Origin of the sequence: Streptomyces sp. NBC_00435 (assembly GCF_036014235.1) — a bacterium.
In the GTDB taxonomy this organism is placed as follows: domain Bacteria; phylum Actinomycetota; class Actinomycetes; order Streptomycetales; family Streptomycetaceae; genus Streptomyces.
Genome location: NZ_CP107924.1, coordinates 7,696,663 through 7,716,376, shown reverse-complemented (window position 1 = coordinate 7,716,376; position 19,714 = coordinate 7,696,663). Strand labels below are relative to the sequence as shown.

Sequence of the window (19,714 nt, the reverse complement as noted above, 5' to 3'; positions counted from 1 at the left end):
TCCGGCGCGCTTTCCTCCGGCGCGCTTCCGTCCGGATATTCATAAGGCCTGCGCGGACCACCTAATTCGAAATCGCGGGAATTTATCAGATCACGCCAAAGGGTGAACTCATTCCTGAATGCGCAGGGCGAGCGCGGGACAACGGCGCACCGCGCGCAGCGCTTTCGGCCGCAGGGGTCCCGGAACCGGCATGACCCCCCGCGCCGGATAGCCGTCGTCGTCGAGCCGCACCACGTCGGGCAGCAGGTCCACGCACAGCCCGTGGCCCTTGCACAACGTCCAGTCCACGACGAGCCGTTCGGGGCTCTGGTCCTCGGGCAGCGGCAGCGCCCCCAGCACACCGCGCCCGCAGCCGCTGCCGAGCGCGTGGTCACGGAACTCCTCGGGGAAGACCGCGAGGGCGGAGGCGACGAACGAGGACGTGCCGTCCGGATGGGAGCACGCCCCTCGGCCGCGCACCCCCCGCATCCGCGCCTGCACGGCGTCCAGGGCCGCCCCGCCCCCGCCGGCCACGAGCCGGTCCACGGCGTCGGCGAGCGAGGGCAGCCCCCGTACGCACGGGCCGCACTGGCCCGCCGACTCCCGCGCCATCCAGCGGGTGACCCGGGCCACCTCGCCCGCCGGGCAGGTGTCCTCGGGCAGCGGCAGCACGGCGCCCGCGCCCAGGACGGCGTCGTAGGCCGCCAGGGACCGGCGGGACAGGAGCGCCTCGCGCGCCGCCGCGGGGTCCAGCCAGCGTCCGTGGAAGCCGCCGACGAGCACGCCCTGTCCGGGGACCGTGCCGCACAGGTCCAGCACGTACTCCAGGGAGGTGCCCAGCGGCACCTCGACGACCGTCGCGCCCGCGACGGTCAGCAGGGTCGTGCCGGGCTCCTCCGGCAGGCCGGTCGTTCGGTACTGGGCCTCGCCGAGGCGGGCGGCGACGGCGAGGTGGGCGTAGGTCTCGGCGTTGGACAGCAGGGTGGGCAGGCCCCCGAGTCCGCGTTCACTGGTCCGCGTCCTGTTCCCGGACGGCAGGGCGGGCCCGCCGTCGAGGCCGTTCACCAGGGCGGTCCCCTCCCCCGTGACGAAGCGTTCGGGGAGCCGGACCACGCGTACGCGACGCCCGGCCTCGCCCCGTTCGGCGACGGCCTCGGCGAGTGAGCGCTCCACTTCCGGCCGGGTGACGCCGACGACCACGTCCTCGGCGCCGAGCGCGGCGGCGGCCACCAGCGCGCCGTCTAGCACAAGATGCGGTACGTACAACAGCAGGGCGGCGTCTTTCAGACAACTCGGCTCGCCCTCCGTCGCGTTGACGACGACGGCGCAGCGACCGTCCTGCCCGCGCGCGGACCGGGTGACGGCCTTGAGCTTGCGGGCGAACGGGAAGCCCGCTCCCCCGCGCCCGCCCAGAGCGATGCCTTCGGCGAGTTCGATCAGCTCCTCCGACGGGTAGCGGGGCAGCGCGCCGTGGACGCCGAGATGGCCGGCCCGGTCGAGCCGGTCGGCGGTGTCGAGCCCGGCGAGCAGCCTGGGCTGGCCCACGCAGCCGAGGGCCGGGTGCGTCACGGAGCCGCTCACAGCCGACTCCGTACGCCGTCGAGCGGTTCGCCGGAGCGGTCCGCGGGCGGCTCGACCGCTCCCGGGCGGCCCGGGGGGAACACCGTGGGGCCGGGCTGCCGGGCCAGGCGTGCGGTCAGCAGATCCGCCGCCCACTCCGCGGGTCTGCGCACGAACTGCGCCGGGCGGCGCGGCGGCGCCTGCCCGGGCACCCGGGGCGGTACGGACGGCGCGTACGGCGGAGGCGGTACCCGCGGTGCCGCCACCGGGGCGGACGGCTGCCCACCCGGCCTCGGACGGGGCTGCGCGGCCGAGAGCGCACGGAGTTTCGCACTCAGCCGCATGGCCAGCACCCCGGCGACGGCGACCAGACACAGGGCGTACCCGACGGTCACCCAACCGCTCGCGGAGCGGCCGGACTTGAGTCCGTGCACCAGCGACGCTCCCCAGGCCGGGTACGCGCCCATGTGCAGGGCCCGCCACCACAGCGACCGCCCCCGGGTGGCGAAGGCCCCGCGGACGGCGCCGGAGACCGCCACGGCGACGAAGAGGTACCCCGCCAGGCTGCCGAGGCCGATGAGCAGGGGCCGCTGGCCGTCGGTGAAGGGCAGTACCGCCCCAGCGGCGTCGGTCCGGGCCCGCGCGACCTTGATCCACACGTGCAGGACGAGGAAGCCGAGTCCGGCGACGGCGAGCCCGCGGTGCACGGCCTGAGCGACGAGCCGGTGCCCGGAGGCGAGCAGAGTGCGGTCCGTGGCCGCCAGGCCCCACAGGACGGCGCCGGTCAGCGAGACGAGCGAGAGGACCCCCGCCCCGTAGTCGAGGAAGTCCCACAGGTGGGTCAGGGCACCGGCGCGGGCCGCCACGAGCAGGGCGGCCGCGGCCGCGAGGGCCGCGGCGGCCAGGGCCGCGGGGTGCGGTCCCCCCGCGCGGGAAAGCAGCGGAGGGCGGCGCACCGCGCGGCGGCCGGTCGCCGCTCCGGACGCCGGCGAACCGGCCCGCGCCGAGGCCGGTGCCGGGGGCCGTGCCGGCGCGGGTGCCGGTGTGGACGCCCATCGGGAGACCGCGCCGGCATGGCGCCGGGTACGGCCTCTCGTGGGGCCGGCCCGGTGCGAGCGGCCGGGCATGCGGGACTGGGGCAAGGGCATGTGGTCTCCCAAACGGCCGAGCCCGAGCACTTCCACCTCGCGCTCGGCGCCCGGGGGTCGACGTCGTAACCGCTCCTCGGCGGGCGGGAGATGGGCGCCTCGCCACCGGGCCGGCCGGGAGCGGGGGCCGGAGTGCAGAAGCATCGTGGAGGTTCGCAAGCCCTCCACGGGATTTATCGAAACGTGATAATTTCTGGCCCTCGCACAGCCATCGCATCGAACATCCCCGGAAGATTCCCTTCCAGTGGTGCGGTTGCGACGGGGTTGAAACCTGATTCGCCGCCGCACCTCCCCGACGGCGATCGAGCCGATGCCGCGGGACTGCGGGCTTGCAACCGTCCCACGGGGCAGGCCATACCCCGGCTTGAACGAGGTAACAATGTGCGAACTTCTGAACCGCATCTGGTCCCGCCCACGTGGCGAGTGGACCCGCGTCCTGCGCAAGGAACTGCCCACGCTGGCAGCGGGAATGGTGGAGGAACTGCGGGAGACCGTCCCTGGCTTCTCGGCGCTGGTCGAGGAGATCGGCGACGAGGTGGTCAGACGGAGGGTGGAGGGGGCCCTGCTCACGGCCCTCGGTTACCGCGAGGGCGCCGGGGGTGCCGGGTGCACCGCGGAGGAGCCGCCGGACCCCCATACGGAGACCCGGTCCGGAGCCACGGCCGCCGTCCCCGCCACCGCCGCCCCCGCCACCGCCGCTGATTTCGAAGCCGAACACGCCCGGCCCCACCCGCATGCGCACCCACATCCTCATCCGCACCCCGAACCCCACCCCCACGCCGCCTTCCGGAGGGGGGAGTTGCCACCGCTCCAGGCCGTTCCCCTGCAACGCTTCGGCTCGGTGCGCGAACACGCCCGTCGCGAGCTCTTCTCCGTACTCACGAGCGACGCGCCCATGCGCGAAACGGCCCTCGCCGAGCTGGCCGGCGCCGCCGGCTGGCCCCTGCCCGTCGCCGTACGGGCGGTCGCCCTGGCCTCTCCCGGCGAGACCCAGCAGCTCGCGGCCCTCCTCGACGACTGCCTCGGCGGCATGGTCGCGGGGCAGCCCTGCCTCCTGGTCCCCACCGCCGATCCCGAGGCCCGCGCCGCGCTGGACTGCGCGCTGCGCGGCCGGCTCGCCGTAGTCGGCCACCCGGTGGCCCCCGGCGACACGGCCTCCTCCCTGCGCTGGGCGGTACGCCTGCTCGCACTGGTCCCCCCGCAGGCCCGGTCCGGCGGCCCGGAGCCTCGTACCGTCTTCGTGGACGACCACCTCTCCACCCTGCTGCTGCTCCAGGACGAGCCGCTGGCGCACGCGCTCGCCACGCGCTGGCTGCGGCCGCTGGCGGATCTGACCCCGCGCCAGAGCGAGCGGCTGGAGGTGACCCTGCTCGCCTGGTTGGAGGGCGGTGGAGCACCCGAGGCGGCGAAGGCCCTGAGCGTGCACCCGCAGACGGTCCGCTACCGGATGCGACAGCTGGAGAAGCTCTTCGGCCCCGGACTGCGGGACCCCCGCACCCGCTTCGAACTCGAACTGGCTCTGCGCAGCCGCCGGTTGATGGCCCAGGTGCGGCTGCGACCCGTCCGCGGCAACCGCCGGGGGCGCGTGGTGACCGCCGACTTCCGCCCGCCGCCGGGAGACGGCCGCATCGCCCGCGTCAACGGCCTGTAGGGGCGGCGGAGACCGGGCCCGGCGGCAGTACCTGCCCGGGCCCGGCCTCCGTCGTCGTCCGACGTCCTGGTGCGCCTGCCCGATCCGGCCGGGCGCGCGGCGTGGTAGACCTCCGCCGGGAGCCGGACCTTCCCGTCGGGGCTGTCGACGCGGTGATCGCGCACCCGGTCCCGGCCGTCCGCCCCGTCCTCGCCCGAAACCCCCGAGCCGACCCCGCCCAGCGCGGCCGGCTGGTCGGCGACCCTTCCGGCAGGCGATTTCCTCGCCCGCCTCGAGCAGCGCCGGTACCTGCTGCCCCTGTCCCGGCTGCCCCAGTCCTTGCTGCCCCGTGTCCCGGCTGCCCCTGTCCCGGCTGCCGCGCACCGGCCTGCGCCAGCCCGCTCATGGACGGGGACACGCTCTCCGTGCTCCTGTCTTACCCCCGCGACGGCGCAGGGTGCGGCGGCGAAACCGACTCTGCCGGCCCGCCGACCGCACGAGCTGCTGGACCTGGCGGGGTCTGCCGGGCCTCGCGGCCGGCGGGCAGGGGAACGTGGCGGTGCCGGTCCGGAGCGGGGCTCCGGACCGGCACCGCCTCCCGCCGGGTCAGCGGCAGGCGCGTCCACCGTTGATGCAGCGCACCGCACGGTCCATCAGCTGGTCGGACATGACGTTGATGAAGTCTCCATGGTCGGTCACCGGCTTGTGCAGTTGCTCGGGGAAGCTGTCCACCGCGAAGCGCGCTCCGGGCGGAGTCGCGTAGACGATCCGCTGCACGAGCTGCGGCAGGGCCTTGAAGCCGGCCGGGCAGGAGCCGTCGCGTTTGGCGAAGGCCACATGGGTGCGGTGGTTGGCGCTGTCGATGTTCTTGCCGTCCCAGCAGCTCTGGAAGTTGAACGTCCGCACCACATCGGTGCCCTTGGGACAGATCGGGTACTTGTCCTTCAGCTGCCGGTTCTCGAAGCCGGTACAGCTCCAGGAGGCATTGGCATTGGCGGGGCCGTTGGTGAGGGCCTTCGCGTCACCCGTGATGATCCGCAGGAAGCGGGGCATCGCGGTGACCCGCGAGACGGGGCTTCCCTTGAACTCGATGCTCACCTGCTTCGGCTCCAGGATCGTGCCGACGTTGGCGTCCTGGCCGCCGCCGGGGGCACCCGCGTCCTGCTCCGCCTTTCCGTCGCGCAGCCGCAGCACCGGCCAGTAGTAGGTGGACAGGTCGCCGTTCGTGCACGTGGTTCCGGAGGCGGCGAGGCTGTTGTTGGTGGAGAAGGCGTCCGTGGTCCTGTTTCCGACGTAGTCGTGCATGTGGTGGGCGCCGTTGCTCACGCCGGGGGCGACGATCACGTTGTCGGGGTTGAGGTGGCGTTCGTCGTTGCGGCCGCACTCCACGGCGAAGGAACCCTTGGAGGCACCGGACTTGGACGCGGGACGCCGGACGTTCGGTTTCACCGAGCCGATGGCGACGAAGTCCGAGCGCGCCGGTCCGCCCTTCGAGGACCCGCCGCCGCGGGCGAGTTCCTCGTCGGCGGCCGGCGCCTTGCGCATCGCGCAGGCACTCAGTTCCTGCAGCTTGTCGGGGCGGGCGGCGGCGCGCCCGATCGCGTCCGACATCTTGCCGATCGTCGCACCGCGGCGGTCCTTCAGTTCTCCGAGCAGTGCGTCCGCCGGCGCCCGGCCCGTGGCGAGGCGTTGGTAGGCGTCGGCGATCTGGGTGTCCAGAGCGGCGAGTTCCCGGTCCACGTCGCCGCGCGCCTGGTCGGGGACCTCGGTCAGCTTCTCGCCCACGTCGGGGCAGTCGATGGTGTCGGTGACCGGCGCCGAGCGCGCCGTGCCCTGTCCCGCGGAGGCGACCTGGCCCGCGATCACGACCCCACCGGCGCCCAGTACCAGTGCGGAGGCCGCGGCGAGCGCCTTGTACAGGGTTCGCCGCCGGCGTTTGTGCCCGGCCTTGTCCTGGCGCGCCTGCCGGCGCGCGGAGTCCTTGGTACTCATACGATCACTTCACTTCCTCGGTCGGGTGTCAGTGGAAGGGGAGGAGCCGGCGGACGGTGCGGATCCGGGGGCCTGGGCGGGGGCGGGAAGGGTGTCCGACAGTCCGTCGAAATCGACCAGTCCGCTGGCTTCGAGGACCGTGATGTGGTCCAGGACCGTGGTGTTGGCGTCCGTGGCCAGCTCCCGGACCATGGAGTTGCGCGTCTGTGCCCGTACTTGGGCGACGAGTGCGAACACCTTGCCGTGGGCGCGGCGCAGCAGCTGGATGAACAGCCGCTCGTACGTGGCCCCTTGGGCCCGGTCCAGCTGGTCGAGCCAGGCCTGCTGCTGCCCCGACGGCTGGTCCGGCAGTTCGACCCCGAGTGCCTGCCCCACCTCCATGACCCGCCGGTCCAGTTCGGTGTGCCCCTCCACCAGGTGCTCCCCGGCTGTCCGCACCGCCTTGCGGGTGCCCCGTTCCTGGGCCTGACGGCCCGCGGGCAGCTCCCACAGACCGGCGAGCCGGACCTTGCGCACGAAATCGCGGTCCTGCGGGGTCAGCGGTCCGAAGGCCGTGCTCATGACCCCGGCGCCGTCGTCGTCGGCGGAGGCCGGAGCGGGGGGCGCGGCCACCGCCGGGGCGGCCGCGGCAGTCGCGCCGCCGAAGCTCCGTACGGGTATCAGCAGTGCGATCAGGGTGAGTGCGAGGGCACCTATGACGATGCCCGTGCCCATCACGTGTCGCGAAGCGACCGACATGCCGCCGACGTTGGCCCGGCGAATTGACAGCACTGTGCCTCCTTGGCTCCTGACGGGCCCCGGAACCGCCGCGCGGAGCGCACCGCTCCTGGGGGCACCGGGTGGCAAGGGACGCTAGCGCCCGGTGCGGTACCCGTTTCGAAGGCCCATCACGACTGGACAAACACCTGGGCGTCGACCCGAAAGGCTGCTACGGTGCCGCGCGCCGAGCCGGGGCCCGACACTCGCCCCCACGGCGCCGCCCCCCACGCCTGACGGCCGGACAAAAACCCCGGCGCGTCGGCCAGTTGTCCGGATTTCCGGTCATTCGCGAGGACTAGAGGGGTCCGCCTTCCAGGAGGATTCGCCCGAACCGCGGTGTGTCACAGGGTGGTGCGGAATACCGCCCACCCGAAAGGAACGCCCCCGTGCGCAAGAAACGACTGGCATCCTTCCTGGCCGCCGCCGGGCTCCTCGCGAATTCCGTGCCCCTGCTCGCGGCCGCCCAGGCATCCGCCGCGCCCGCCTCCGCCGAAACCGTCGAAGCCGCTGAAGCCGCCGAAGCCGCCACCTCCGCCGACGCCGCGTACCTGCGGCAGAAGCCCGCCTGGCACCGGTGCAGCGCCGACCAGCCCGCCTCCTACGAGTGCGCCACCATCAAGGTGCCGCTCGACTACCGGCGGCCCGGGGGGCGCACCCTCGACCTGGCGATATCCCGGGTCCGGAGCACGAACCCGGCCAAGCGGCACGGGATCCTCCTGATGAACCCCGGCGGGCCGGGCGGCACCGGGCTCGATCTGCCGCTGAGCCTGGGTGAGGTGGCGCCGCGCGAGGTGAGCGAGGGGTACGACCTGATCGGCTTCGATCCGCGCGGGGTCGGCGCCAGCAGTCCCATCACCTGCGGGCTGACCGACGCCGAACAGCCCATCGACCGGCCGTACCGGGCCGAGTCCTTCCCCTCCGACGTGGCGTGGGCGCGCACCGTCGCGGAGAAGTGCCGGCAGAAGGCCGGCTCCGTGCTCCCGTTCATCACCACCCGCAACACCGCCCGCGACATGGACACCATCCGTGCGGTGCTGGGCGAGCGGAAGGTCTCCTACCTGGGCTACTCCTACGGGACCTACCTCGGCGCGGTGTACACGCAGATGTTCCCCGGCCGGACCGACCGCTTCGTCCTGGACAGCGGGGTGGACCCGGACCGGATCTGGCGCGGCATGCTCCAGCTGTGGGCCACGGAGGCCGAGCCGGCCTTCGCCCGGTGGACGCGGTGGGCGGCGGAGCGGGCGGGCGAGTACCACCTCGGTGACAGCCCGGCAGCGGTGTCCACGACCTTCTGGGACCTGGTGGCGCGCGCCGACCGGGACCCGATCCCCTTCCAGGGACAGAAGATCACCGGTGACGACATACGGGGCGCGCGCGGGCTGTTCTTCTATCCGGCGCAGGTCACCCCGCTGGTGGCGGCCCTGAAGGAGGCCGCCGACGGGAAGCCGGCCAGCGTTCCGGGCGCCTCGGGTACGGAGTTCGACATGAAGCGGGCGCTCGCCGCCGCGGCCACGGCGGAGCCGGCCTCCGACAACGGCACCGCCGTGTTCTGGAGCGTGGTGTGCGGGGACACCGGCTCCTGGCCGCGCGACCCCGAGAAGTACCGGCGCGACGCGGTCCGGGACAAGGCCGCGTACCCGCTCTACGGCGACTTCACCTCGAACATCAAGCCGTGCGCCTTCTGGCAGCGGCCGCTCGAAGCGCAGACGCCGATGAGGACGCGGGCCGGCGTGCTGACGGTGCAGAACGAGTGGGACTCGCAGACCCCGCTGGTCAGCGGCCAAGGGCTGCACCGGGCGCTGAAGGGCTCGCGGATGGTGCTGGCGCTGGGTGGTGAGGGCCACGGGGTGTACCTGGCCGATCCGACCTCGTGCGCCAACGCCCCGGTGACCGCTTACCTCGCCACCGGGCGACTGCCCGCCAGGGACGTCACCTGCCGTACCCCGGCACCGGGCGAGGGGCGCCCGGACCAGCGGGGCGTTCCCGGCGGACCGACGAAGCCGCTCCCGGTCCCGTCCGTGCCCGGCCGGTTCTGAGCCGGCCGGTTCCGACCCGGCCGGCGCTCACTCCGGGCGCGGGGACGCCTCCGCGGCCGCCTTGATCCGGCGGCCGAACTCGGGGGCGTCCTTGCGCGCCGCGCTCAGGGCGAACCCGACCAGGAGCTTGCCGACGCCGTGCCCAGTGAGGGTGTTGAAGATACGGACCCGCGTCCGGCCCCCGGGCAGTTCCTCCAGGTCGTAACCACCCTCGGCGGTCACCAGGTTCTTGGTCCGCTCCGACCAGCGGATCCGCCGCGGCACATCGAACTCGGTGATGAGGAACTCCCGGGCGGTCTTCATCCCGGCGTCCTTCACGGTGCTGCGGAACACCGTGCCGACGGCCGTCGGGCCGTCCGGGATCCGGGTGATCTCCTGGACGCGCGGGCTGAACTCCGGGTCGTTGGTTCCGTCCGCGAGGTACGCGAAGACCTCGGCGACGGGCCGGTCGATCTCGACACTCGCTTCGAACTGTCCGGACATGAACGCTCCTCGCCGCAGACTCAGCACGGACGTACTGGTTCTGCTTCCGCTGCCCCCGCGTTCCACCATCGCAGAGCCCGGCCCCGCCCGCACCCGTCAGCTCCGCCCGGAGGGCGGTGGGGAAGCCGGTGCGGCGGCGCCCTCGAGCAGGACGAGATCGGAGTTGAGGGTATCCAGCCAGGCCATCGCCGCGAAGAACACGGGCGATGCGCCGACGGGCGCGGGCCGGTGCGGGGCCGGACCGGACGCACCGGCGGGATCCGCAGGACGGACCGTCGATACCGGGTCGGTGGCGTGCACCGGGTCGGCCTGCGCGGCCGCACGGCGCAGCCCGGCCGCCACCCGGGCCCCGTACTCCCTCACCAGGGCCTCCTCGTGCGGACCGGGCGGCGCTCCGCCGGGTCTGCGCCCGCCCCAGAGGACGTGGTGGGCGGTCATCACCGCCGCCTGCCAGTCCCGGACCGGGGCGGCCGGGCGCTGGCGCTCGGCCTGGTACTGGGCGTACGCGCTCTCCGTCAGGGCCAGCGCGTGCCGCACCCGCTGGTCGGGCTCCTCATCGCGGGCCCGGCCGAAGGCGGCCGTGACCGTCTGGACGTCGTCGGCCGCGGCGCGCAGCAGCTCGGACACGGCGCGCCCCAGTTCGTCGTGTGCGCCGCGCGGCCAGGCCAGCAGTCCGCACACCATCCCGATCACGCTGCCGACCAGCACGTCCAGGAACCGGACCTCGGCCAGCTGCCAGGTGACGGGCGACAGTTGGGCGAAGGCCATGGCCACCACGAGCGTGAACATCGCCTGCGCCCAGCCCACACCGCGCACCGGTGCGACGGTGAAGCCGACCAGCATCAGGGGCGGCAGCAGGATGGCGTACAGGAAGCTCACCTCCCCCGCCAGCGCGAGGATCGTCCCGGCGGCGACCGCGCCCACGCAGGTGCCGATCAGGGCCGACCGGACGGTGGACCGGGTCTGTACGGCGGTGGTGCGGGTCAGGCTGAGGACGGCGAGCATCGCCCAGAAGCCGTGGGGCAGGGTGTCCAGCCCGGCGACGGTCCGGGCGACGGCGAGGGCCACGGCGATCCGGACCGCGTTCTGGAAGTGCACGGACCTGGGCCCGGTGTTCCCGTGGAGCCGGTACCACCAGAGCCGCACCGGCCCGTGCCTGGCGTACCAGAACCGGTCGGCCGACCCCGGCTTCGGCCCCGGCCCCGTCGCCGGTCCCACGGCGGCCGGGGCGGCCGACCGCCCCCGTACGGCGATCTCGGCCGCGCCGCGCAGCCCCAGCGCGACGTCCGCCAGTTCGATGAGCGCGGCGTTCCGGATCCCCGGCCCGGGCCCCGGTACGGGGGTCCGCGCGAGGGAGGCCTGCAGGTCGCGCAGGGTCGCGGAGTCCGCCTCGGGCGGTCGCCCGTCCCGGAGCAGGCCGGCCGTGCCGGTCGCCGATGCCCCGACGGCCCGTACGAGCTCGGGACCGGCCGCACCTGTCTGCGGGCCGGGCTCCGCCGGGGGCAGGGCCTGCAGCCGGGCCAGCAGGGTGCGGGCCGCCAGTCCGGTGTGGGCCAGCGCGCGCTCGCGCACACCGGGTCCGGCGGGCCGCTCCGCCTCCGCGACCCGGGAGGGCCGCAGGGCCTGGGCGGCCTCCGAGGCACGGGCGGCCTCCGCGTCGGGGAGGGTGTGGGGCGGCTTCTCCAGGGCGGCGGCGCACCGGGCGGCCTCCGTGGCGGCCTCGGCCACCCGGTCGCGGTAACGGGGGACTTTCGGGTCGGGCAGGATCCGGGCCTCGGCCAGGATCAGGAGCAGGAGCCCCACGACGGTGCCGGTCAGCCGCTGCCCGAGGGTGTCCGGGGCGTACGGCGGGAAGCTGGGCAAGATGTACAGCAGCTGCAGCCCGGGTCCGGCGCCCGCCGGACGGGGTCCGGCCGCGGCTCCGAAGGCCAGGCAGAAGCCGATGACCAGCATGCCGGCGACGGCGGTCCAGGTCCGCACGGCGAGCCAGCTGCCCACGGCCACCAGTGCGCAGGCCGTGGGGAACACGCGGACGATGAAGGCGGCCCGCTGGCGTCCGGTGCCCGGTATGCGTGAGAGCGCGGCCAGCGCGACGGCCGCGAAGAGCGCGTAGGTGGCCTCGACGGGCCGGTGGAGCCCGTACCGGAACCCGTAGAAGCCGAGGCAGGCCGCGAGGGTGACCCGGACGGCCCGCCGCGCGGCCACCGGCAGGGGGCCGGTACCCGTCCGGAGCTCCACGAGGGCACGCACCCCCTCAGCGTCCCACCGGCCGTCGCGCCGGTCATCCGCAGGGCGGTCCGGGCGGTCCGGGCGGTCCGGCGGAGGGGAGCGGACCGCCCGACCGTTCGACTCGGCCGTTCGTCTTGACAGTTCGTCAGGGGAGGCGCAACTTATATCGGCATCCCGATATAAGTAACCGCCCGGAGGCCCCGTGGAGCCGTCCCGCACGCGACAGCAGCCGCCCCCGCGTCGCACCCCGCAGGCACAGCGCAAGTCCGAGAGCCGCGCACGGCTCATCGACGCGGCGGCCGAGCTCTTCGCCCGCAAGGGGTTCCACGCCGTCTCCGCCGAGGCCGTCGCCGACGCGGCCGGGCGCACCACGGGCGCGCTGTACAGCCACTTCGGCGGCAAGGCGGGCCTGCTGCTCGCACTCCTGGAGGTCTGGAAGGAGCGCACCGGCGAGGAGCTGGCCGCCGAGATCGCGGCCGGCGACCCGGCCGACCCCGCCGTCCACTTCTCCGCGATGTGGGGCAGCCTGACCCGCCCGCACCCCGAGCACGGCGACTCCTGGCTGCTGCTGGAGACGGAGCTGTGGCTGCACGCCGCCCGCGGCCCCCTCATCGGGGACAGGCTCGCCCAGCGCTACACGGAGATCCGGGCCCAGCTCGGCGAGGGCCTCGCCGACTGGGCCGAGTCCACCGGCACCCCGCTGACGCGTACGCCCGAGGAGACCGGCGCCCTCGTCCTCGGCATCCTCCTGGGACTGGCCATGCAGCACCGCCTCGAACCGCGCGCCGTCCCGGACGCGCTCGTCGTCGAAGCCCTCGGCGCCCTCCTGGGACTCACCCGAGGCACCTGACGTACCCGCCCCACCCGACGCACCTGACGCACCCACCCGCCCCGCACCCGCCTCACCCGGACGACTCCGACGAAGGGAACCGCCCCGTGCCGCCCACCGGCGAGACAGACCTACTCGAGGACACCTGGGCCCGCGAGGTCCCGCACGCGCAGTTCACCCGGCTGCGCCGCGAGGACCCGGTCCACTGGCACGAGGTGCCGGGCCGGCACGCGGGCTTCTTCGCCGTCACCCGCCACGCGGACGTCAAGGCCGTCAGCCGCGACCCCGAGCTCTGGTCCACGGAACGCGGCTCGTTCATGATCCGCGACCAGGACCCCGAGGCCCTGGAAACCCTGCGCCTGGTCCTGCTGGGCATGGACGCCCCGCGCCACTCCCGTTACCGCTCGCTGGTCAGCGCGGGTTTCACTCCCCGCGTCGTACGCAGGCTCGCGGCCCGCATCCAGGAGCGTGCGGTCGACCTGGTGGAGCGCGCGGTCGTCCCGGGCCGGGACATGGACTTCGTCGCCGAGGTCGCCGCCCGGCTGCCCATCCAGACGATCTGCGAGATGGTCGGCGTGCCGGAGGGCGACGAGCGGCTGATCTTCGACTGGAGCAACCGGATGGCGGGCGGCCAGGATCCCGAGCTCTCGGCCGGCAAGCACGACAGCGACCTCGCGGCCGCCGAGATCTACGCCTACTGCGACGCGCTGGCCGACGAGCGGCGGGCACGCCCCCGGGAGGACATCCTCTCGACGCTGGTCCACGCCGAGGTCGACGGGGACCGGCTGACGCAGGACGAGATCAACATGTTCTTCGTGCTGCTGTGCGTCGCGGGCAACGAGACCACCCGCAACCTGCTCTCCCACACCCTGCTCGCCCTGATCGAGCACCCGGCGGCCCGTGCCGAGCTGGCCGCCGCACCCGGGGACGAGGTCCTGTGGAACTCCGCGACCGAGGAGTTCCTGCGCTGGGGCGGCTCGATCCACAACTTCCGGCGCACGGCGACCCGTGACACCACCCTGCGGGGGCAGCCCATCGCCGAGGGCCAGAAGGTGGTCACGTTCTACACCTCCGCCAACCGCGACGAGGAGGTCTTCGCCGACCCCTTCACCTTCGACATCCGCCGCACCCCGAACGACCACCTGACCTTCGGTGGCGGCGGCCCCCACTTCTGCCTGGGCGCGGGCCTCGCGCGTACCCAGATCAAAGCCCTCGTCCGGGAGCTCCTGCGCCACCATCCCGACGTGTTCCTCACCGGGGAGGTCCGCCGCCTGCGCTCGGACTTCATCAACGGCGTGAAGTACCTCCCCGTCCGTTTCGGATAGTGCTCGTGCCCGACGGCTCCGCGCCCGTCCGGCCTCCGGGGCCGCCCGGGTCCGCTGTTACAGTGGATGCAGCGAAGGGGAGTAGTCCCGAGAACCGCTGGTCGACACACTGGACGCCCGTACGGGTCCCGGCCACCGGGCCACCGCGTCACTGCGGGGCGGACGAGACCTTCGGCCAAGGCATGACCCGTCCCGCATCACCATGCGGGACGCTTCGTCGTGCCGGGCCGAGTGGTTCTTCCCGTCGCCCCCTGGGTGCCGTTGCGAGCCATCAGAGCCCGGCTCCAGCAGAAAGCAGCATCCGGAATGACCCTCGACCCCGTGGCGATCTTCACCGCCTTCGGTCTGATCTTTGTCGCCGAGCTTCCCGACAAGACCATGTTCGCCTCGCTGGCCATGGGCACCCGGATGCGGCCGCTGTACGTGTGGTTCGGCACCTCGACCGCCTTCATCGTGCACGTGGCCATCGCGGTCGGCGCCGGGAGCCTGCTCAGCATGCTGCCGAACATGGCCGTCAAACTCGTTTCCGCCGCCCTCTTCGCCTTCGGCGCCTTCGTCATGCTGCGCTCCGGCGCGGACGACGACGGGGCGGACTCGGCGGCCAGGGCCGTCACCGGCTTCTGGCCCGTGTTCACCACGGCGTTCATGGCCGTGTTCATCGGCGAGTGGGGCGACCTGACCCAGATCACCACCGCCAACCTCGCCGCCACCAACGGCTGGCTGCCCACCGCCATCGGCTCGGCGGCCGCGTTGATGTCGGTCTCCGCCCTCGCCCTGGTAGTGGGCCGGTTCATCGCCAAGCGGGTGCCCCTCAGGACCGTCCAGCGCTTCGGCGCCGTGTGCATGGCGGGGCTGGCCGTCTGGACCCTCGTCGAGGCGTTCACCGGCTGAGGACCCGGACCGCCGGGGCCCGCACGGCCGGGGGCCGACCGCCGGGATCGGACCGCCGGGACCCGGGCGGCTTCAGGCCCCGGACGGCCGGCGCACGGGCCGGCCGTCCGGGGTGGAATCAGCGGGGCGCGCGGGACCCTATGCCGGTCACTGTTCCCGGGGCAGCGGCTTGAGCAGGGCGAACACCGACCCGCCCGGGTCCGCCAGCCAGGCGATCCGCCCGACCTCGGGTACGTCCGCACCCGGCATCAGGACCGTCCCGCCGCTGGTCTGCGCGGTGCTCACCACGGCATCGACGTCCGCGACGGCGAAGTACGGCACCCAGCGCGCCGTCGTCTCCCCCTCCGCCAGCGGTGCCACTCCGCCGAAGGAGCCGTCCTGCTGGTCCCCGTCGGCGATGCTGAGCACCCGGTAGGTCATGCCGGGGACGTTCATCTCCTGGAAGCGGTGTCCGAAGAGCCCGTTGTAGAAGGTGATCGCCGCCTCCGGGTCCGGCACGTGCAGTTCGACCCAGCACAGCGAATTGTCGGCGGAAGCCAGCTCCAGCCCCTGCGTCTTGGCCGGCTTCCACACGGCGAACTCGGCGCCCTGCGGGTCGGTGTGCTGCGCGAGCCACCCCTCCCCCATGACGTCCATCGGCTCGACCCGGACCTCGCCGCCGCCGTCGCGCACCGCCTGCGCAGTCGCGTCCATGTCGTCGGTCCGGAAGTACACCGTCCACGCCGAGGTCGCCCCCGGGTTCAGCTCACCGACCGCGGCGACGGTCTTGCCGTCCGACTTGAAGAACCCGTACCCGCCCGTCTCAGGCCCGAGCAGCTGGAACTCCCACCCGAAGACGGCGCGGTAGAAGGCCGCGGACCTGGGGATGTCCGGACTGCCGAGGTCGATCCAGTTGGGCGAGCCGGTGCGGTAGTCGGTACCGAGCATGCGTTCCTCCTGCGATGGGATTCCGGGGGCGGGTTACCCGCATTGGGACCCCCGCACCGGCATGTACGGATATGCGTACACGTACGGGGCGTCCTGTCGTACCGCATTCGGGTGGTCGACGCCCGCGCGGTTCACCCGCCCGGCCGCAACCCGACCCCCACCCGATCGGACGCAACCCCGCGGTTGCGTCTGGATGAGGGACGTGCAACTCTGGAGTTGCACCCAACGGCAGCGACCCAGGAGTCCTGATGAACACGGATCGGATCGAACGCGAAACCCTGATCGAGGCGTCCCTGGAGCGGGTCTGGTCCCTGGTGGCCGAGCCGGGCTTCTGGGTGGCCGACGAGGGGACCCTGACCGGCACCGCGGCCAGGGAAGGGGAGTCGGTCGTGGCGAGGAACAGCGAGTACGGCGAGTTCCCGGTACGCGTGGAGAAGGTCGAGCCGCCGACGTACCTGGCCTACCGGTGGGCCAGCGCCTTCCCCGGGCAGGAGCTGAGCGAGGACAACAGCACCCTGGTGGAGTTCACCTTGAGTCGCGAGGGCGACAAGACACTGCTCCGCGTCGTCGAGAGCGGGTTCTCGGCACTGGCCGGGTCCGAGGAGCTGCGCAACAAGGCGCTCGAGGACAACACCGGCGGCTGGCCGCAGGTGCTCGGCGCCTTCAAGGAGCGCGTGGAACGCCTCGCGGCGTGACCGGGGCACGTCCCGGCGCCGACGGGGCGGTCGACAACGTCCTCGTCGCGCTCGCCGACCCGACCCGGCGCAAACTGCTGGAGCTGCTCGCCGCCCGGGGCGAGGTCACCGCGACCACACTCGCCGGGGGACTTCCCGTCTCCCGGCAGGCCGTGGTCAAGCACCTCGCCGTCCTGGACGCCGCCGGACTGGTGTCCGGCAGCCGGGTCGGACGCGAGGTCCGGTACACCGTCCGGCCCGCGGCCCTGGACGCGACGGCCCGGTGGATGGCCACCCTCGCCGCGGACTGGGACCGGCGGCTGGCGGACATCAAGCGGCTGGCCGAGGCGGCGGAACGGGAGACCCGGTAGCCGGGGAAACCACCGGCTACCGGCCGTACTCCCCCCGCCCCGCCGGCGCACCGGCCCGTCTCGTGCTGCGGGGCCCCGGCCGGCGGCGCGATAGTGGGACGGTGAGCGACGGGTCAGGGAGTGCGGGACAGGTCGGCGGGAACGGCGCGGGAGCGAGCGCCTCGGGCCGCGGCGGCGAGGAGGAGCCCGTCGCCTGGTCCGGACCCGAGGGCGCGCACGCCTTCGCCGCCGTGGAGGCGGCCACGGACTGGCTCCTCGGATACCCCTTCGTCTTCCGGACACTGGCCCGGTGGGTCGGCCACGACTCCGTCCTGGTGGACTACGGATGCGGACCCGGCAAGGTCGCCGACCACGCGGCGCGGCTGCTCGGCGCCCGTGTGCTGGGCGTGGACACCTCCCCCGAGATGCTGGCCCTGGCCCGCGGCGCGGGGTCGGCGGTCGCCGGGTTCCACCTGGTCGTGGACGGCCGGGCCGCCGGTCTGGCGGACGCCAGCGCCGACGCGGTCATGTGCAACCACGTACTCGCCTCGCTGCCCACCGAGGAGTCGGTGCTCGGGGTGTTCCGGGAGATCCGCCGGATCCTGCGACCCGGCGGCCCCTTCGTCCTGCTGGCCACCGACCCCGCGTGCAGCGGCACGGAGTACGCCTCGCTGCGCATCGGCGACCCGGGGCGGGACTACGGTCCGGGCGACGCACTGTCCGTACGGCTCCGGCTCACGGACGGCACCTGGCAGGTGATGCCCAACCACGCGTGGCCGGTGGACGTCTACCCGCCCCTGCTGGAGCGGGCGGGCTTCCGGGAGGTCGTCCAGCAGCGCCCCACCGTGGACGAGGCCCTCGCACTCGTCGCCCCGGACTTCGCCGCCGGCCGTACCTGGTCGGCGGAACGGTCGAGGCCGCCCCTGGTGATCACCACGGCACTGGCGGGCTGAGGGCGCGGATCCCCTGGGTGTCGTGCCGGCCCGCAGCCGGCCCTGCTCAGCGGGCCCTGTTCAGCGGGCCCTGTTCAGCAGGCGCAGGAAATGCCCGAGCGCGGGGCGGTCAGGTCGTCGATCCGACGCTGCTCGGGGCCCTGGGCGGTCTCGAAGGCGAAGCCCTCACGGACCCAGTACTCGAAGCCGCCGATCATTTCCTTCACCTGGTGGCCGAGCCGGGCGAAGGCGAGCGCCGCACGGGTGGCTCCGTTGCAGCCGGGGCCCCAGCAGTACGTGACCACCGTCGCCGCCGGGTCGATGAGCGACGGCGCCAGCTCCGCGATCCGGGCCGTCGGAATGTGCAGGGCCCCCGGAATGTGCCCCTGGGCCCAGGCCGCGTCGCTGCGGGAGTCCACCACGACCACCCCCGGGACACCCGCCAGCAGGTCGGCGCGTACGTCCGAGACGTCCGCCTCGAAGGCCAGCCGGGCCGCGAAGTGGGCCGCCGCGACCGCCGGGTCGGCCGCGGGAACCGACAGGACGGCGCTGGTGACCTCGGGCCGCACCGCGGACCCGGCGGCAGCAGCGGAAGCGGCCGAGGCGGCGGAAGCGGCGGAAGCGGCGGAAGCGGCGGAAGCGGCGGAAGCGGCGGAAGCGGCGGAGGGCATGGTGGTGGACATCGGAGAACTCCTTGTACGAGGCGGGGCGATGGGCGGGGAACCGCCGGCCGGGTGGATTCCCGGTGGGCTCCCCCTTGGCGATGACCCCATCCTCGGCGCCGCCCCACCCTCGCCACGAGTGGCGTGAACGCCTCCACTCGTCAAGATCCCGCCAGGCCTCCGGAGGCCTCAGGGCCGCGCGGTGTGCCGGACGAAAGCCTTCCGGTACGCCGTCGGCGTCGTCCGCATCTGCCGCGAGAAGTGGTGCCGGTAGGTCGCGGTGGAATCGAAGCCGACCGCGGCGGCCACCTCGTCCACCGTCCCCTCCCCCGACTCCAGCAACGGCAGACTCGCCGAGACCCGCTGGGAGACGACCCAGCGGATCGGGCTCACTCCGTTGCGACGGGTGAAGTGGCGCAGGAAGGAACGCTCCGACATGTTCGCCTCGCGGGCCAGTACCGGGACCGAGAGCGGGCCGTACAGCCGCCGAAGGGCCCAGGCCATGCTCCGGGAGATGCCGTCGTCCGCGGCGTCGGGGCCGATCTCACCGACCGCCGCCTCGATGAACTGGGCCTGTCCGCCCTCGCGGTGGGGCGGTACGACGAATCGGCGGGCCACGGTGTTGGCCACGGCGGCGCCGTGGTCGGCGCGGACCAGATAGAGGCAGAGGTCGATGCCCGCGGCGCTGCCCGCGCTGGTCAGCACGTCGCCGTTGTCCACGTAGAGGACGTCCGGGTCCACCTCGATGCCGGGGTGGCGCTCGGCGAGGGTGCGGGCGTAGCGCCAGTGGGTGGTGGCCCGGCGGCCGTCGAGGAGGCCGGTCGCGGCGAGCGCGAAGGCGCCCGAGCAGATCGAGACCAGGCGCGCGCCCCGGGCATGCGCCTTGAGCAGGGCCTCCACCAGTGGCTCCGGTATCGCACCGCCCGCCGGGGAGGCTCCGGGGATGATCACGGTGTCCGCTGCCGCGAGTGCCTCGAGTCCGTGCTCGGCCCGGAGCGTGAACCCGCCGACGGCACGCAGGTCCCGGCCGGGCTCCGCCGAGCAGACGCGAAGCTCGTACCAGGGAATGTCGCCCAGCTCGGGCCGGGAGAGCCCGAACACCTCCACCACCACACCCAGCTCGAAGGGCGCCATGCCGTCGAAGGCGAGTACCGCCACCACGTGGGCCGGAGCCGGCTTCTTGATCTCGACGGCCACGGCGGTCGTCGCGGGCAGGACGGGCGCGTGAGTCATGGCCGTACCTTAACCACGCCGAACACCGCCGGGCCGGGCGCGGGGCCCCGGCCCGCCGGCGCCCGGCCCGCACCG

The 19,714-nt window shown here is 73.8% G+C and carries 17 protein-coding genes; 8 read left to right on the top strand and 9 right to left on the bottom strand.

What is annotated here, in order from left to right:
• Window positions 1-108: 108 nt before the first annotated feature.
• Together OG389_RS34765 and OG389_RS34760 are read right to left on the bottom strand one after the other, a co-directional pair.
• Window positions 109-1,560 carry an NADH-ubiquinone oxidoreductase-F iron-sulfur binding region domain-containing protein gene (locus OG389_RS34765; RefSeq protein WP_328303079.1) on the bottom strand — a complete coding sequence of 484 codons (1,452 nt, stop codon included), beginning with the start codon at window positions 1,558-1,560 and terminating at the stop codon, window positions 109-111.
• Window positions 1,557-2,687: a hypothetical protein gene (locus OG389_RS34760; protein WP_328303077.1), complete on the bottom strand. Its 1,131-nt coding sequence runs from the start codon at window positions 2,685-2,687 to the stop codon at window positions 1,557-1,559. Before OG389_RS34760 ends, OG389_RS34765 begins: the two co-directional genes overlap by 4 nt.
• Window positions 2,688-3,066: 379 nt before the next feature.
• Here OG389_RS34760 and OG389_RS34755 point away from each other — a divergent pair, with 379 nt between their 5' ends.
• On the top strand, window positions 3,067-4,338 hold the full coding sequence (locus OG389_RS34755) for a PucR family transcriptional regulator (RefSeq protein WP_328303075.1): 1,272 nt from the start codon (window positions 3,067-3,069) through the stop codon (window positions 4,336-4,338).
• 585 nt (window positions 4,339-4,923) lie between these two features.
• Here OG389_RS34755 and OG389_RS34750 read toward each other — a convergent pair.
• Together OG389_RS34750 and OG389_RS34745 are read right to left on the bottom strand one after the other, a co-directional pair.
• Window positions 4,924-6,309, bottom strand: a complete 1,386-nt coding sequence (locus OG389_RS34750) for a DUF1996 domain-containing protein (RefSeq protein ID WP_328303073.1) — start codon at window positions 6,307-6,309, stop codon at window positions 4,924-4,926.
• A 9-nt stretch (window positions 6,310-6,318) separates the two neighbouring features.
• Window positions 6,319-7,080, bottom strand: a complete 762-nt coding sequence (locus tag OG389_RS34745) for a DUF4142 domain-containing protein (RefSeq protein ID WP_443059390.1) — start codon at window positions 7,078-7,080, stop codon at window positions 6,319-6,321.
• 374 nt (window positions 7,081-7,454) lie between these two features.
• Between OG389_RS34745 and OG389_RS34740 the strand changes: the two genes are divergently transcribed.
• Entirely contained in the window at window positions 7,455-9,104 is a 1,650-nt protein-coding gene (locus OG389_RS34740) for an alpha/beta hydrolase (protein ID WP_328303071.1), read from the top strand.
• Window positions 9,105-9,131: 27 nt separating this feature from the next.
• Here OG389_RS34740 and OG389_RS34735 read toward each other — a convergent pair whose 3' ends face one another.
• Window positions 9,132-9,587 carry an SRPBCC family protein gene (locus OG389_RS34735; protein ID WP_328303069.1) on the bottom strand — a complete coding sequence of 152 codons (456 nt, stop codon included), beginning with the start codon at window positions 9,585-9,587 and terminating at the stop codon, window positions 9,132-9,134.
• Window positions 9,588-9,683: 96 nt separating this feature from the next.
• Window positions 9,684-11,837 (bottom strand): FUSC family protein, encoded by a 2,154-nt coding sequence (locus OG389_RS34730; RefSeq protein ID WP_328303067.1) that lies wholly within the window; start codon window positions 11,835-11,837, stop codon window positions 9,684-9,686.
• A gap of 181 nt (window positions 11,838-12,018) precedes the next feature.
• Here OG389_RS34730 and OG389_RS34725 point away from each other — a divergent pair, with 181 nt between their 5' ends.
• The 3 genes from OG389_RS34725 (at window position 12,019) to OG389_RS34715 (ending at window position 14,861) form a co-directional block, all read left to right on the top strand.
• On the top strand, window positions 12,019-12,666 hold the full coding sequence (locus tag OG389_RS34725; RefSeq protein WP_328303065.1) for a TetR/AcrR family transcriptional regulator: 648 nt from the start codon (window positions 12,019-12,021) through the stop codon (window positions 12,664-12,666).
• An 86-nt stretch (window positions 12,667-12,752) separates the two neighbouring features.
• Complete coding sequence (locus OG389_RS34720) at window positions 12,753-13,970, top strand: cytochrome P450 (RefSeq protein ID WP_328303063.1); 1,218 nt, start codon at window positions 12,753-12,755, stop codon at window positions 13,968-13,970.
• Window positions 13,971-14,276: 306 nt separating this feature from the next.
• Complete coding sequence (locus OG389_RS34715) at window positions 14,277-14,861, top strand: TMEM165/GDT1 family protein (protein WP_328303061.1); 585 nt, start codon at window positions 14,277-14,279, stop codon at window positions 14,859-14,861.
• 147 nt (window positions 14,862-15,008) lie between these two features.
• Here the strand turns inward: OG389_RS34715 and OG389_RS34710 are convergent, their stop codons facing one another.
• Entirely contained in the window at window positions 15,009-15,788 is a 780-nt protein-coding gene (locus OG389_RS34710; RefSeq protein ID WP_328303058.1) for a VOC family protein, read from the bottom strand.
• Window positions 15,789-16,036: 248 nt separating this feature from the next.
• Here OG389_RS34710 and OG389_RS34705 point away from each other — a divergent pair, with 248 nt between their 5' ends.
• The 3 genes from OG389_RS34705 (at window position 16,037) to OG389_RS34695 (ending at window position 17,765) form a co-directional block, all read left to right on the top strand.
• The gene (locus OG389_RS34705) at window positions 16,037-16,483 is read left to right on the top strand and encodes an SRPBCC domain-containing protein (protein WP_328303057.1); all 447 of its coding nucleotides are present in this window, start codon (window positions 16,037-16,039) and stop codon (window positions 16,481-16,483) included.
• Window positions 16,480-16,833 (top strand): ArsR/SmtB family transcription factor, encoded by a 354-nt coding sequence (locus OG389_RS34700; protein ID WP_328303055.1) that lies wholly within the window; start codon window positions 16,480-16,482, stop codon window positions 16,831-16,833. The genes OG389_RS34705 and OG389_RS34700 overlap by 4 nt, the downstream gene beginning before the upstream one ends.
• Window positions 16,834-16,934: 101 nt before the next feature.
• Entirely contained in the window at window positions 16,935-17,765 is an 831-nt protein-coding gene (locus OG389_RS34695) for a class I SAM-dependent methyltransferase (protein WP_328303053.1), read from the top strand.
• Between the two features lie 74 nt (window positions 17,766-17,839).
• Here the strand turns inward: OG389_RS34695 and OG389_RS34690 are convergent, their stop codons facing one another.
• Together OG389_RS34690 and OG389_RS34685 are read right to left on the bottom strand one after the other, a co-directional pair.
• Window positions 17,840-18,415, bottom strand: a complete 576-nt coding sequence (locus tag OG389_RS34690; RefSeq protein WP_328304324.1) for a rhodanese-like domain-containing protein — start codon at window positions 18,413-18,415, stop codon at window positions 17,840-17,842.
• 180 nt (window positions 18,416-18,595) lie between these two features.
• On the bottom strand, window positions 18,596-19,564 hold the full coding sequence (locus tag OG389_RS34685) for a helix-turn-helix domain-containing protein (protein WP_443059487.1): 969 nt from the start codon (window positions 19,562-19,564) through the stop codon (window positions 18,596-18,598).
• Between the last annotated feature and the right edge of the window lie 150 nt (window positions 19,565-19,714).